This window comes from Rudaea sp. (assembly GCF_036383415.1).
GTDB lineage: Bacteria > Pseudomonadota > Gammaproteobacteria > Xanthomonadales > Rhodanobacteraceae > Rudaea.
The window spans coordinates 1-13,866 of record NZ_DASVOK010000061.1; the positions used below are offsets into that span (position 1 = coordinate 1).

The 13,866-nt window shown below is 64.7% G+C and carries 11 protein-coding genes and 1 riboswitch; of the genes, 3 read left to right on the forward strand and 8 right to left on the reverse strand.

What is annotated here, in order from left to right; translation table 11 throughout:
• The first annotated feature begins 167 nt into the window (after positions 1-167).
• Positions 168-1,202 (forward strand): alpha/beta hydrolase, encoded by a 1,035-nt coding sequence (locus VF497_RS02055; protein ID WP_330885754.1) that lies wholly within the window; start codon positions 168-170, stop codon positions 1,200-1,202.
• Here VF497_RS02055 and hemE read toward each other — a convergent pair.
• The 5 genes from hemE to VF497_RS02080 all read right to left on the reverse strand — a co-directional run bounded on the left by hemE (position 1,199) and on the right by VF497_RS02080 (position 7,563).
• Complete coding sequence (gene hemE, locus VF497_RS02060; RefSeq protein ID WP_330885756.1) at positions 1,199-2,254, reverse strand: uroporphyrinogen decarboxylase; 1,056 nt, start codon at positions 2,252-2,254, stop codon at positions 1,199-1,201. The genes VF497_RS02055 and hemE overlap by 4 nt on opposite strands.
• A gap of 160 nt (positions 2,255-2,414) precedes the next feature.
• Entirely contained in the window at positions 2,415-2,672 is a 258-nt protein-coding gene (locus VF497_RS02065; protein ID WP_330885758.1) for a WGR domain-containing protein, read from the reverse strand.
• Positions 2,673-2,805: 133 nt separating this feature from the next.
• Positions 2,806-5,637, reverse strand: coding sequence for an Ig-like domain-containing protein (locus tag VF497_RS02070; RefSeq protein WP_330885760.1), 2,832 nt, complete (start codon positions 5,635-5,637; stop codon positions 2,806-2,808).
• 172 nt (positions 5,638-5,809) lie between these two features.
• The gene (gene murU / locus VF497_RS02075) at positions 5,810-6,511 is read right to left on the reverse strand and encodes an N-acetylmuramate alpha-1-phosphate uridylyltransferase MurU (RefSeq protein WP_330885776.1); all 702 of its coding nucleotides are present in this window, start codon (positions 6,509-6,511) and stop codon (positions 5,810-5,812) included.
• Positions 6,511-7,563, reverse strand: a complete 1,053-nt coding sequence (locus tag VF497_RS02080; RefSeq protein WP_330885763.1) for an aminoglycoside phosphotransferase family protein — start codon at positions 7,561-7,563, stop codon at positions 6,511-6,513. The genes murU and VF497_RS02080 overlap by 1 nt, the downstream gene beginning before the upstream one ends.
• A 146-nt stretch (positions 7,564-7,709) precedes the next feature.
• On the opposite strand from VF497_RS02080, the gene VF497_RS02085 reads away from it, so the two are divergent.
• Positions 7,710-8,663 carry a transporter gene (locus VF497_RS02085; protein ID WP_330885765.1) on the forward strand — a complete coding sequence of 318 codons (954 nt, stop codon included), beginning with the start codon at positions 7,710-7,712 and terminating at the stop codon, positions 8,661-8,663.
• Positions 8,664-8,678: 15 nt separating this feature from the next.
• Here the strand turns inward: VF497_RS02085 and VF497_RS02090 are convergent, their stop codons facing one another.
• From VF497_RS02090 to VF497_RS02100, 3 genes are all read right to left on the reverse strand, one after another.
• A complete protein-coding gene (locus tag VF497_RS02090; protein WP_330885767.1) occupies positions 8,679-9,689 on the reverse strand; it encodes a ribonucleotide-diphosphate reductase subunit beta in 1,011 nt (336 codons plus the stop codon).
• Complete coding sequence (locus VF497_RS02095) at positions 9,686-12,016, reverse strand: ribonucleoside-diphosphate reductase subunit alpha (RefSeq protein WP_414706828.1); 2,331 nt, start codon at positions 12,014-12,016, stop codon at positions 9,686-9,688. Before VF497_RS02095 ends, VF497_RS02090 begins: the two co-directional genes overlap by 4 nt.
• A 327-nt stretch (positions 12,017-12,343) precedes the next feature.
• Positions 12,344-12,602: riboswitch (cobalamin riboswitch) on the reverse strand.
• Between the two features lie 138 nt (positions 12,603-12,740).
• Positions 12,741-13,496 carry a YdcF family protein gene (locus VF497_RS02100; RefSeq protein WP_330885772.1) on the reverse strand — a complete coding sequence of 252 codons (756 nt, stop codon included), beginning with the start codon at positions 13,494-13,496 and terminating at the stop codon, positions 12,741-12,743.
• A gap of 159 nt (positions 13,497-13,655) precedes the next feature.
• Here VF497_RS02100 and VF497_RS02105 point away from each other — a divergent pair.
• A partial coding sequence (locus VF497_RS02105) for an Rrf2 family transcriptional regulator (RefSeq protein ID WP_330885774.1) occupies positions 13,656-13,866 on the forward strand: 211 nt, incomplete at its 3' end.

Genomic DNA, 13,866 nt, shown 5'->3' on the forward strand with positions numbered 1-13,866 from the left:
CTCTGCCGGCAACGAGGAGGCGCTGTGCCTGACCGCCGGCATGGATGCGTTCTTGCGCAAGCCGGTTACCGGTGACGCACTGCGCGCAGGCGTCGACCACGTCATCAAACCGCTATTGGCATAAGCGCATAATCGGGCGAATGTTTCACGCAGTCGGAGGCAATGCCATGCGCCCCTACCTGATGATCAGCAACCGCAATCGCGAGGACGACCGGCTCGGCTCGCGCTTGGCAACAATGGGTTTCTACACCGCACCGGCCGATGCCGATCCCGGCAAGCTGCATACGCTCTCGGCGTGGACCAAGGTGACGCGCCAAGCCTTCGTCGCGCAGTTGAAGGCGATCGGCACCGAGTGCCCGATCGTGCCCGAGGCCGAGCACGAGGAGCAGAAATTGCTCTGCCTGTTCGTCCACGGCTACAACTCGGACTGGGAAGACACGGTCAACGACTATCTGTTGATCAAGAACGGCCTCATGGAAGGCGCAGGCGACATGGGCCAGCTCGTGCTGTACTCGTGGCCGTCGAAGGGCAACGTCGCCGGCTATCTGCCCGATCGCGAGAGTGCGCGCGACAGCGCCCCCGATCTCGCCGCATTGCTGGTCGAGCTGAGCGACTATTTGACTTTGCGCCAGCGCATCGCCGCGCGCACCGACGATCCAGGCAAGTTCTGCCGCATGAAGGTGTCGGTGCTTGCGCACAGCATGGGCAACTACGTCATGCAGGAGGCGCTCGTCGCGGCGTCCAAGCAGCTCAACGATCCGCAGCTGGTCAGCCTCATAAACCAGTTTGTCATGATCGCGGCCGATGTCGACAACGACCTGTTCGAGCGCGACCAGCCCGCAGGCAGCGACGGCAACCTGATGGCCAACCTGTGTTATCGCATCGCCGCGCTGTACACCGGCCTCGACCAGGTGCTCGGCATGTCGGCGGGGCTCAAGCATTTCGGCACGCGCCGGCTCGGTCGCAGTGGCCTCGCCGATCCGGGCAATGTCTGGGACAACGTGTTCGAGTTCGACGTCAGCGACTACATCGACACGCACGACAGCATCCACTCCGCCGTGTTCGAGTCGGCGCCGGCGATCGCGGTCGTGCGCAACATCCTGCGCGGCGTCGACCGCAACTACATCGCACGTGGCGTCGCGCCGTACACACAGCCGGCGGCGCCGCAGCCGATTCCGATGCCGGCGGCTGCGCCCGCCTAGTCGAGCTGGCCTGCGCTGAGTTCGTGCACAGCGTCGATCAGCGCGCCAAGGCGCTCGGGATCGACGTCGGGCGTGATGCCGTGGCCGAGGTTGAACACATGGCCCGGATGCACGCCGAAGTCGGCGAGCGCGCGGCCGACTTCGGCACGGATCGCTTCGGGACTCGCGTGCAGCACGGCCGGATCGAGATTGCCCTGCAGTGCGACGCGGCCACCGACGCGCGCGCGCGCCTCATCGAGGCCGATCGTCCAGTCGAGGCCGAGCGCATCGCATCCCGTGTCGGCGAGCGCTTCGAGATGGCCGTTCGCACCCTTGGAAAAAAGAATCAGCGGCACGTTTTTCGCAACGGCGTCGTTCTTCAGAGCCTGCGCGATCTGCGCGAGATAGCGCAGCGAGAATTCGCGGAACATCGCCGGCGCGAGCAGGCCACCCCAAGTGTCGAACACCATCAGCGCCTGCGCGCCGGCGGCGGCCTGCGCGGCAAGATAGGCGGCGACCGAGCGCGCGACGACATCGAGCAGCTTGTGCATCGTCGCCGGCTGCTCGAGCGCGAGCGCCTTCGGCCGCGCGAAACTCGATGAACCTTCACCCTCGATCATGTAGCAGGCCAGCGTCCACGGGCTGCCGGCGAAGCCGATCAGCGGCACCTTGCCGTCGAGCTCATGGCGGATCAGGCGCACCGCATCCATCACGTAGCGCAGGTCGGTTTCCGGGTCGGGTACGCCGAGTTTTTCGATCTCGGCCAGCGTGCGCACCGGGTTGGCCAGGCGCGGGCCGATGCCCTCGTCGACCGACAGGTTGAGGCCCATCGCATCGGGAATGGTGAGAATGTCGGAGAACAGGATCGCCGCATCGAGTGGATAGCGCGCGATCGGCTGCAGCGTGACCTCGCAGGCCAGCTCCGGCGTCTTGCACAGAGTGACGAAGCTGCCGGCGCGCGCACGCGTGGCGCGATACTCGGGCAGGTAGCGCCCCGCCTGGCGCATGATCCAGACCGGTGTGGCGTCGACGGGTTGGCGCGCAAGTGCGCGCAGGAAGCGGTGGTTTTGCATTTGTATACTCTTTTTGCTTCCCTTCTCCCATTGGGAGAAGGTGGCGCGAAGCGCCGGATGAGGGAAGAGCCTTGCACGATTGCGCTCTTGCCGGAAAGTGGAATGCCTTTCCCTCATCCGCCCTTCGGGCACCTTCTCCCGGGGGAGAAGGAAAGATCGTCTATGAATACGGCGAATCGATTCCCTGACTGAACATCAGGCGAAAGCCGCGCTTGATCTGCGCGTCGCGCGCGTGCTCGAACGCGGCGAGCGCATCGTCGCGTTCGAGGAATACTTCACGCTTGAGACTCGCGCGTCCGCCCTGTTGGCCCCACTCGCGCGTCAGCGTCCAGCCGCCGAGCAGATCCTGCTGCAGCTGGATCTGGTAGTAGCGCGGCGCTTCGGCGGCTTGCGGCTGGGTTTGCAGGAGGATGCGCATGGCGGGATTGTACCGCAGCGCCCTGAGCTATCGTGTTCCCGCGCGGTTGGAAAAGTCATTCCGAAGCCGGCACGTTGCTGGGTTCGTGCCACGACGCGCCCGTTCGACCGGGCGCGTCGTTTTCTCCACCCGCTTACTGCGACTTCAGGCTGACGTCGTCGATGACGAACGAAGTCTGGTACGCACTGTCTTCGACGCCCTTGAAATAGACCTGCACAGTCTGGCCCTTGTACGCACTCACATCGAAGCTCTTCTGCGCGTAGCCCATGTTCGCGTTCAGATTCGAGTAGGTCGCGAGCGTCGTCAGTACCGTGCCCGAGCTGTTGAGCAGCTGCACGGTCAGTGTGTCGTACTTGGTCGTCGTGGTCGTTTCGGCGGTGTCGATGTGCAGCCAGAACGAGAGCGTCGCCGTGGTCGCGGTCGACGGAATCGACACGCTCTGCTTGACTGTGTCCGTCGTCGCCACGCCGTAGCCGTCAAGCCACGCGTAGTAGCTGCCGGCATGCGCCGACTCGCCGCTCTGGTTCGTGATCACGCCGCTGGACGCGGTCCAGCCGGTGCTGCCGGATTCGAAGCCGCCGTTCGTGATCAGTTCGGTCGCCACGACCGTGTTGCTGACCGAGAACGCGACCGTCGAACTCGTGCCGACATTGCCGGCCGCGTCGTAGGCCTTGGCGACGAGGTTATGGCTGCCGTTGACGAGCGTGGTCGAGTCGAGCGTGGACGAGTACGGTGATGCGGTATCGGTCGCCTTGAGCACGTTGTCGACGTAGAACTCGACCTTGGCCACGCCGACGTTGTCGCTGGCCGTCGCCGACAGCGTGATCGTGCCGCTCGTGCCCGACTCGGAGGCGCTGACCGTAGGCGGCGTCGTGTCGGTCGTCGAGTTGCTGACCGAGAACGCGACCGTGCTGCTTGTGCCGACATTGCCGGCCGCGTCGTAGGCCTTGGCGACGAGATTGTGGCTGCCGTTGGCGAGCGTGGTCGAATCGAGCATGGTCGAATACGGCGGTGCGGTGTCGGTCGCGACGAGCGCGCTGTCGACGTAGAACTCGACCTTGCTCACGCCCACGTTGTCGCTGGCCGTCGCCGACAGCGTGATCGTGCCGCTCGTGCCCGATTCGGAGGCGCTGACCGTCGGCGGTGTCGTGTCGCCGCTGCTCGCACCCTGATTCACCCACACCGGCGCCGAGTAGAGCTGCGTGCCGTTGTCCTGGGTGACGACCGCGTAGTAGAAGTAGCTGCCGTTGGCTGGCGTGGTCGTGTAGGTGTTGCCGCTCAGCGTGGTCGAGCTGACCGTGCCGTTGCTGCCCGGCACGCCCTGGTAAATCTTCACGGTCGAGGCGCTGCGGCCGGTGCCGGGCGCATAGTTGACCGTGAGGGTGAGCGCGCCGGAATGACTGAACTGGTCGCCCATGAGGTGACCGCCATCGGTAGTCAGGACGATCTGCGCGGTCTTGTCCCAGGTGGCGAACACGTGGCGCGCCTGCAGTGCGGCGAGGAAGTTCGCGCGGTTCAGCGCCTGCCCGGTCGGCAGCAGTACGCCGGTGCGGTTGCTGTAGCTCGCGCCCCAGTTGGCGCAGTGGTTGTCCTGGTCGGACGAGAAGGCAACGTGATAGCCGGCTTCGAGCAGCTTGTTGCACGCGGCCGCATAGCCTCCGCCCGCGCCCTGCGACTCGTCGGTGACGTTGGAGAAGGCGGACGAGTTCATGATCTCGCAGGTGACCATCACCGCGTCGCCGTCGGCGGTGTAGGCGAGGTCGGTGCCGTTGATCGTGAACTGGCCGATGCTGGCCGGATGATTGAACTGCCCGATCCAGCCGTTGTTCTTCATCGTCGTGTACATGCTGGCGTAGTCGCTCTTCGCCACGAAGATGTCGCCGAGCAGCTGGTTTGAGCTGTTGTATTCCCATTCGACCAGCTTGTCGGCGTTGAACACGTTCATGTGGCCGCCGTTGCTGATCACGCCCCACTCCATGCCGGCGAGAGCGAGGAAGTTCGAGTGCGACGAGTTCCAGTTGCTCATCATCGTCTGGCCGGACTGGTACAGCGCCTTGACCGAGGTCGGATCGGCCGAGGTATTCGTGCTGGTCGAACCATCGAACATGTGGTTGTGTTCGCTGGTCATCAAAAAGTCGAGACCGTGGTTCATCGCATAGGTGTAGGCGGCGGTCGCATTGCCGCCCGTACCGGTTTGCGGGCTCTGCTCGCTGTTGCAGGTCGACAGCGGGGCGCCGCTGCCGTCGGACAAGGCGGTCTGGCTGTGCAGGTTGCCGTAGTAGACGGTGTACGGCAGACTCGCGGTGGCCGAGGCGGAGTCGATTGTCGATTGGCGCGCGGCTCGCGCCGATTGCGGGCCGTTCGAGTTCGGCAGCGATGCGTGCGCAGAGGCGTTCGTCGGCAGCGGCGCGAATTCGGGCATGTACGGCGGCTCGACATAGCCCACCTTCACTTCGGATTCCTGTTCGATGATGTCGTTCGAGGAATTGCCCAGCGCGGCATCCACGCGTTGCGCGAGCGTGCCGTAGGTGTCGCCGCCGCCGAGGTAGGACGGCAACGCGTACGCGGACAGGCGCGCGGCGTAGATCCCGTTCGGCAGTGCGGCGTTCTGCGCATCGAATTCGGACCAGCGCACCTGCGCGTCAACGGAACCGCGCTGCAGGGTTTCCTCGCCGCGCCATGTGCGCACGGCGGCGCCGTTGGCATCGACGATTTCCAGTTTCCAGCCGACGATGCTGCCGTCGGCCGCGCCGGGAAAGCGGAAGTGCAATGTGAAATCGCGGCTGTGTGCCGCATCGGCGACATAGGGAGCGTCGAGGCTTGCGTCGAATTCGAAGTGGTCTTCGTAGTCGATGCTGGAAGGCGCCGCGCTGGCGAATGGGCTGGCGATGCCGAGCGCGAGGGCGATGACGAGCGTGAGGGCGATGACGAGCGTGAGGCGACGGCGTGCTGCAAGATGAGGCATGAACGGTCTCCGTGTTTGCGTCAATCGAACGATTGGAACCGCGGCAGATTGCGCCGCGATGACGCCACGACCGAAACCGTGTTTGTCGACAGCCTGTCGAAGAGCAGTCTTTGCCGGTCCAGGTCGAGCGCACCGCCGCGCACCGCGTTGCGGTCCGCGTGGATTGCAGGTACTACCCGACCTGCGGGTTCTGCTGCACGACGCCTTGCTTCCCCAAGATGTCGGCTTCGAGCGCCGTCAGCCGCTGCGGTGTGCCGACATCGGTCCACCTGCCGCCATGGTGCTCGCCGGAGATTCTTGCCTGTCGCATCGCGGCGCGCAAGAGGGGCGCGAGCGGGAATTTTCCCGTGGCATGCGCGGCGACGAGTTCGCGGCGATACACGCCGATGCCGGCGAAGGTGAGGCGCGGCGCTTCCTCGTCGTGGACGAGTCCGTCGCGCAGCACGAAGTCTCCGCGCGGATGTTGCGGCGGATTGTCGACGAGGACGAGATGCGCGAGTCCAGGTGGATTTTGCGGCAAAGTGGAAAAATCAAAATCGGTAAAAATATCCCCGTTCACCGCGATGAACGGAGCTTCGTCGAGCAGCGGCAGCGCATGCCGCATGCCGCCGCCGGTTTCGAGCGGTTCGGGGCCTTCGTGGGAAAAGTGGATGCGCAGGTTCCAGCGTGCGCCGTCGCCGAGAGCGATGGGAAACTGTTCGGCGAGATGCGAGGTGTTGATGACGACCTCGCGCACGCCCGCGCGGGCGAGCTTGTCGAGGTGGTATTCGATCAGTCGCTTGCCGGCGACTTCGAGCAATGGCTTTGGCGTCGCGTCCGTGAGCGGGCGCATGCGTTCGCCGCGGCCGGCGGCGAAGATCAGCGCACGCTCAATCACGCGACCTGCTCCTGTGCGCGCGGCTGCGTGATGTCGCGATCGCCGACAGCGCGTTCTATCAGCTCGGTGAATGCTGCGAGTTCGCGATAGCCGCGCGCGACGTCGAGCACATAGCGCAGGGTCAGCGGCAGATCGTTGAGGTAACCAGGTTTGCCGTCGCGATAGTTGAGCCGGCAGAACTGGCCGAGCAGGCGCGTATGCCGCTGCAGTCCGATAAGGTCGAACCAGCGCCGGAACACGGCCGCATCGACATCGACGACTCCGGCCGCGCGCAGGCGTTGATGGTAGTCGTGCATCCACGCGTCGACGCGCTCGCGCGGCCAGGCGATGTAGCAGTCGCGCAGCAGCGAGGCGAGGTCGTAGGCGATCGGGCCGTGCAGCGCACCTTGAAAGTCTATTATCCCTGGGCTCAAGAGCCCAGGGGCAATTATTCCAGGGTTGTCGCGCGCCACGATCATCAGATTGCGGCTGTGGAAGTCACGGTGCACGAACACCCGCGGCTGCGCGCGCGCATTGGCGACGAGCAGGGCGAACGCGGACTCGATCGTGGCGCGCTCCTCACTGTCGGGCACGAAGCCGAGATGGCGATCGAAAAACCACGTCGGCAGGTTCTCCATGCCGGTTCGCAGCAACGCTTCGTCGAACGGAGGCAGGCCCGTCGGCGACACGCGCGTCTGCATCGTCAGCAGTGCATCAAGTGCGTCGCCGTAGAGCGCATCGGCGCTCGCGGCGTTCAGTTCGGGCAGATAAGTGCGGTTGCCGAGGTCTTCCATCAGGATGAAGCCGCGCGCGTGATCGACCGCGAATACCTGCGGTGTGTGCAGCCCGGCATCATGCAGGCGCGCGCCGATGGCCAGCCACGGCGCGATGCTTTCGTTGTTGGGTGGTGCGTCCATGACGACGCGCGTTTCGCCACCGGCGTCGACGCGCCAGTAGCTGCGGAAGCTCGCGTCGGCCGAAGCAGGAGCGAGGCTGAAGTCGTGTTGCGGAAATTGCGCGGCGACGAAAGCCTGCAGTTCGCTGCGGCGGGCAGATTGCGGATCGGTCATGCGGGTCAGTTTAGCGGCTGCGGCCGCGGTGATGCACGGGCCCGCGACATGCGCGGAATTGGCCCCGTTGATTTGCTGCGGAGTGCCCCTGTCGTATGAATGGGTCAACGGCCAGCATACGCACACTTTTGCGAGGAGGCTCGCTCGTGACATTCGCATCGACCGTCGTTCGCGCGACGGGATTTTCCGCGTTGCTGGTCTGCGCGCTAGCAGGCGCCGAAGAACCGTCGGCCGCGCGCGAGTCGCTTGACGAAGCGTGGTGGACCGGCCCGATGCTGGCGCCGTCGGCCGGTGCGCTGCCGCAGGGGCATTGGCTGGTCGAACCGTACGTCTACGACGTGATGGCGCCGCACTCCGACGGCTTCGGCTCGCTGAGCTACATCAACTATGGCCTCACCGATCGCCTGACCATCGGCATGATCCCGACCTTCGGCTACAACCGCATCGATGGCGGCGCGGGTTCCTCGCATGTCGGCATTGGCGACGTCAGCGTGCAGGCGCAGTGGAGCGTGACCCGGTTCGACGCCGACAGTGGCATGCCGGCGATGGCGTTCAACGTGCAGCAATCGTTCCCGACCGGCAAGTTCGATCGTCTCGGCAAGCATGTCGGCGACGGCTTCGGCAGCGGCGCGCAATCGACGACGCTGGGCTGGTACATGCAGACCTATTACTGGATGCCGAACGGGCGCATCCTGCGCACGCGCCTGAACTTTGCCTACGCGTTCTCGCGCGATGCGAACATCGAGGACGCCAGCGTTTACGGCACCGCGCAGGGCTTCCGCGGCAGGGCGAGCCCGGGCGATGTCGGCAGCGTCGATCTCGCCTTCGAGTACAGCCTGACCTCGAATTGGGTGCTCGCAGCCGACGTCGTCTACCGGCATGCCGCGAGCACGCGCATCGTCGGCCGCGCCACGCCCGATGCGACGGCGGACGACGTGCGTGTCGACACCGGACCGCATGTGTCGTTCGCGCTCGCGCCCGCGGTCGAATACAACTGGAATGCGAACATCGGCCTGCTGCTCGGCGTACGCGTGATTCCGCACACGAGCACGGCACCGGCGTCGGCGACGCCGGCACTGGCGCTCAACATGGTGTTCTGACGCGCTGCGTGCGAGTCAGAACGCGTGGTCGAAACTGACCTCTCCCTGCACGCCGACCTGATACGCCGACACGCGGCGCTCGAAGAAGTTGGTCAGCTCCTGCACGTCCTGCAGCTCCATGAACGGGAACGGGTTCTTCGCGCCGTAGATCGGCGGCAGGCCGAGCATGGTCATGCGCTGATCGGCGACGTATTCGAGATACTGGCGCATCTCGGCGGCGGACATGCCGACCACACCGCCAGAAAGCACGTCCTCGGCAAACTGCGTTTCGCAGTCGACCGCATCGGCGAGCATCGTGCGCACGTCGGCTGCCCATTGCTCGTCGAACAGCTCGGACTGCTCGCGCCGCACCGTGCGGATCACCTCGAAGGCGAACGCCATGTGTGCGGATTCGTCGCGGAACACCCAGTTCGTGCCCGCGGCCAGGCCCGGCAGCAGGCCACGCGAGCGCAGGAAATAGACGTAGGCGAACGCGGCGAAGAAGAACAAGCCTTCGATGCAGGCAGCGAAGCAGGTGAGGTTGAGCAGGAACTGGCGCTTGTCCGCGTCGCTGTCGATGCGATCCAGTTTCTGCACCGAATCCATCCAGCGCTGGCAGAACTCGGCCTTGTGCCGGATCGAGGGAATGTTCTCGATCGCGGCGAAAGCCTGCGCGCGCCGCTCCGCCTGCGGAATGTAGTTGTCGAGCAGGGTCAGGTAGAACTGCACGTGCAGCGCTTCCTCGTAAAGCTGTCGCGACAGGTACATGCGCGCCTCGGGCGCGTTGATGTGCTTGTACAGGTTGAGCACGAGGTTGTTGGCGACGATCGAGTCGCCGGTCGCGAAGAAGGCGACGAGGCGCTCGATCAGATGGCGTTCGGCCGGCGTCATGCGCTTGTCAAGATGGTTGAGGTCGATCTGGAAGTCGATCTCTTCGACCGTCCAGGTGTTCTTGATTGCGGCGCGATACATCTCGTAGAACTGCGGATAGCGCATCGGTCGCAGGGTGAGGTTGAAACCGGGGTCGAGCAGATGCGAGGTCGTCATTGGCAGGCCTCGCACATTTCCGGGTTCTCTAGCGAGCAGACGACCGCCTCGCTGTCGGAGTAGATCTTCTTCGGTACGGTATCGCTTGCGGTCACCGTTGCCTTTGCGATCTTCGTCGCCGGCCGCGAGCGCAGGTAGTACGTCGTCTTCAGGCTCTTCTTCCACGCATACATGTACATGCTCGACAGCTGGCCGATGTTCGGGTTCTCGATGAACAGGTTGAGCGACTGGCTCTGGTCGATGAACGCGCCGCGCTCGGCGGCCATATCGATCAGCGCTCGCATCGGCAGTTCCCAAACTGTGCGATAGATGATCTTCAGCTCCTCGGGCAGCGCGACGACCGATTGCACGGAGCCCTCGGCGAGCTTGATCGCATCGCGGATCTCGGCCGTCCACAGTCCGAGGCACTTCAGTTCCTCGACGAGGTAGCGGTTGACCTGGAGGAAATCACCCGACAGGGTCTCGCGCTTGAACAGGTTCGACAGCTGCGGCTCGATGCATTCGTAGCAGCCGGCGATCGAGGCGATCGTCGCGGTCGGCGCAATCGCGACCAGCAGGGAGTTGCGCAGGCCATGTGCCTTGATCTGCTCGCGCAGCGCGTTCCAGCGCACGGTGTCGCTCGGCGTCACGTTCCATGCATCGAACTGCAGTTCGCCGCGTGCCGCGCGCGTGTCCGCGAATGCGGCGTGCGCGCCGTGTTCGCGTGCGAGTTCGAGCGAGGCGTGTAGCGCGTGATAGTAGATTTCCTCGGAGATGCGCGCCGACAGTTCGCGCGCGTTTGCCGAATCGAACGGCAGGCGCAATTGGAAAAACACGTCCTGCAGGCCCATCAGGCCCAGGCCAACGGGCCGCCAGCGCAGGTTCGAGGCGCGTGCGGTCGCGATCGGGTAGAAGTTGAGGTCGATCACGCGGTCGAGCTGGCGCACGGCGACCTGCACGGTGTGCGCGAGCTTGTCGAAGTCGAAGGCGCCGTCGACGACGCAACGCGCGAGATTGATCGAGCCGAGATTGCACACTGCCGTTTCCGCGCCGCCGGTGACTTCGATGATCTCGGTGCAGAGATTCGAGAGGTGCACGCGGTTCTCCGCCTGCGCAGTCTGGTTGCAGGCGCGGTTGCAGGCGTCCTTGAACGTCATCCAGCCGTTGCCGGTCTGCGCGAGCGTGCGCATCATCTTCGCGTAGAGATCACGCGCCTTGAGTGTCTTCTTCGCGAGGCCACGCGCCTCCGCCTGCACGTAGGCCTGCTCGAACGCGGCGCCCCAAAGATCGGGGAAGTCGGGCACGTCGGCCGGATCGAACAGCGACCACGCGCCGTCTTCGTCGACGCGGCGCATGAACAGGTCGGGCACCCAGTTGGCGAGATTGAGATGGTGAGTGCGCCGCGCCTCATCGCCGGTGTTGTCGCGCAGTTCGAGGAAGGACTCGACGTCGGCATGCCACGGTTCGAGATAGACGCAGGCCGCACCCTTGCGCTTGCCGCCCTGGTTGACCGCGGCGACGGACGAATCGAGTGTCTTCAGCCACGGCACGATGCCGTTGCTCAGGCCATTGGTCGAACGGATCAGCGAGCCTTCGGCGCGCACGCGATGCCAGGCCACACCGATGCCGCCGGAGAATTTCGACAGCTGCGCGATGTCCTTGTACTTCTCATAGATCGCATCGAGCGAATCGGCCGGCGAGTCGAGCAGGAAGCAGCTCGACAGCTGCTCGTGGCGCGTGCCGGCGTTGAACAGCGTCGGCGAGCTCGGCACGTAGTCGAGCGTCGCGAACAGATGATAGAGCTCGATAGCATCGCTCGTCGTTTGCGTCAGCGCGCAGGCAATGCGCATCCAGAAATGCTGCGGCGTTTCGATGACCTGGCGCTTGTGCGGATGCTTGAGCAGGTAGCGGTCGTACAGCGTGCGCAGGCCGAAGTACTCGAAGCGTGCGTTGAGGCTCGTGTCGATCGCGTCGTTGAACTTGCGCGCATTGGTCTCGACGAAGGCGAGCACGCGCTCGTTGATCAGCCCGGTGTCGAAGCCGAGGCGGATCGACTGCGAGAACGAGTAGACGCCGGGCGCCTGCACTTCCTTGTCGATGTAGCCGGCGAGCAGGCGCGCGGCGAGCTGCGAATATTCGGGTTCCTCGGCGATCAGCGAGGCGGCCGTGCGGATCGAGAGTTCGTCGAGTTCGCGCGTCGAAGCGCCGTCGTAGAGACCGGTGATCGTCTTCACCGCGACCCGCATCGGATCGACGTCGCGCAGGCCGTCGCAGCTGCGCGTCACCGCGCGCACGATCTTGTTGAGGTCGACCGGCTCGTTCGCACCCGAGCGCTTGGTCACGCGCATCGCGGCCGGCGCGCTGTGCGGCGGCGTCAGCGTGAAGCCTGCCTGATTCGCTTGTGCGATCGGGAGCGATGAGATGGGTGTCGCCGAAGGCGCCAGGGTTTCTGTGTCGGACATGTGTGCCTCTCCTTGCCGGTGATGCGGAAGGAAGCAAGGCAGGCGAACGCGGATGCAGGAACAGGCCGCGACCGCCGGCCTTCGCTCCCGCGAGCGAATGCAGAACTGTTTGAGAGGAGAGACGGGCCAGGGTGCGCGATCCCGAAAAAGCGACCAAACGTCACGCTGCCCGGCCATCCTTCCCGCGAAGGTCTGCAAGCCAGACGCCGCGCTTGCGCACGACGATCGCGGGCCGGTATTCGGACTCCCGGGCGCGAGGCAGGCAGCTTGCGCAACGCCCGTCTCACCTACTGCGATGCCGCTTCCCAGATCGTCGAATGCGGCGAATGGATCGCCGCATCTTCAACCCAGTGCTGTTGGCACCGTTCGTTCCCGGTCACCGCTGCGGGGCAGTCCCGGATTCACACCGGGTTCCCGATTAAGTCCTCGCCAACAAGATGCTGGGTTGGACGCCGTTGACGAACACAAGATATGCCGTCTTGATCGGTCCGTCAATCGGCGCGGTGGTCACCGGAACGTGCCGCCCGAGGTCTCGATGCGCCAACCGGTGATCCAGTGGCTGCCCGGCGAAAGCAGCGTCGCGATCGCGCCGACGATGTCGCGGTGCGTCCTACAGCCGAGAGTGCAACGCCGTGAGCGGCGGAGTGTTCCATCCGAGCGTGTTGTAGACGTGATACTGCGCGATGCCCAGGTATTCGTGCAGTGCGATGTCGCAGTAGGCGATGTTCATTCCGCTTGGCGGCAATGAAAATTCGCCCTCGACCGCGTCGGCGCGGATCGGAGTGACGGCAATCCCGAAATGCGCGAAGTACAGCAAGCTGCGCTTCATGTGCAGCGCCGCCGTGACGAGCACGATGTTGTTCGCGCCCTCGCGTTCGAGCAGCGCGCGCGTGAATTTCGCGTTTTCCCAGGTGTTCCGGCTCGCTTCGTCGAGCACGATGTCGGCGCGGTCGACGCCTGCCTTGACGAGCTCTGCCGCATAGACGGCGGCCTCGGACGCGCCGTGGTGCTGCGGATCGCCGCCGCTGAGGATGATCCGGCAGCGGCCGTGATTTTTGCAGCTGGCGTAGAGTTCGAGCGCCTGCAGCATCCGTCCATAGGCGAAAGGAGTCGGTTCGACCACGCTGTCGACCTTCGCCGTGCCGACGCCGAGCACGACGATCGCGTTGCTTTGGCCCCAGCTGACTTGTGGCGGTTTGATGAATGGCGTTTGCAGATCGCTCAGCATCGGCGCCGCCAGAAGGCCGCATCCGGAGAACACAAGCAGCGCGATTCCGGAGACCGCAAGAAAGCTTGCAGTTCGCCGGCGACGTCGATGCAGGACGAATGCCAGAAACAACAGCGCCAGCACGAAGGAAACGATCATCTCTGTTCCCGGATTTGTTCGAGCAAACAACTATAGCGTGTCGTTTGACCGGCTCACGGTAAAACAGTACTATATCGGTACGGTATTAATGCGATCGTCCCTGATCGCGAGAACCAAGAGGCGGCCATCCGGCCGCACTTCTCAACCAGAGCTGCGAACATGCTCCGCGTCAGCAAACTCACCGACTACGCCACCGTCGTCATGACCGTGCTCGCCGAATCGCCCGACGAGGTATTCAGCGCGCAGGCGCTGGCCGAGCGCGTGCACCTCGAACTGCCGACCGTGTCGAAGCTGCTCAAGCAGCTCGCGCAGGCGGAACTCGTCGAGTCGTTCCGCGGCGTCAACGGCGGTTATCGCCTCGCGCGCGCGC

What these genes read in the sequence shown, in the direction of transcription:
- VF497_RS02055 (WP_330885754.1), top strand. Translation starts at nt 168, where the DNA reads ATGCGCCCCTACCTGATGATCAGCAACCGCAATCGCGAGGACGACCGG.
- hemE (WP_330885756.1), bottom strand. Translation starts at nt 2,254, where the DNA reads ATGCAAAACCACCGCTTCCTGCGCGCACTTGCGCGCCAACCCGTCGAC.
- VF497_RS02065 (WP_330885758.1), bottom strand. Translation starts at nt 2,672, where the DNA reads ATGCGCATCCTCCTGCAAACCCAGCCGCAAGCCGCCGAAGCGCCGCGC.
- VF497_RS02070 (WP_330885760.1), bottom strand. Translation starts at nt 5,637, where the DNA reads ATGCCTCATCTTGCAGCACGCCGTCGCCTCACGCTCGTCATCGCCCTC.
- VF497_RS02080 (WP_330885763.1), bottom strand. Translation starts at nt 7,563, where the DNA reads ATGACCGATCCGCAATCTGCCCGCCGCAGCGAACTGCAGGCTTTCGTC.
- VF497_RS02090 (WP_330885767.1), bottom strand. Translation starts at nt 9,689, where the DNA reads ATGACGACCTCGCATCTGCTCGACCCCGGTTTCAACCTCACCCTGCGA.
- VF497_RS02095 (WP_414706828.1), bottom strand. Translation starts at nt 12,016, where the DNA reads ATGCGCGTGACCAAGCGCTCGGGTGCGAACGAGCCGGTCGACCTCAAC.
- VF497_RS02100 (WP_330885772.1), bottom strand. Translation starts at nt 13,496, where the DNA reads ATGATCGTTTCCTTCGTGCTGGCGCTGTTGTTTCTGGCATTCGTCCTG.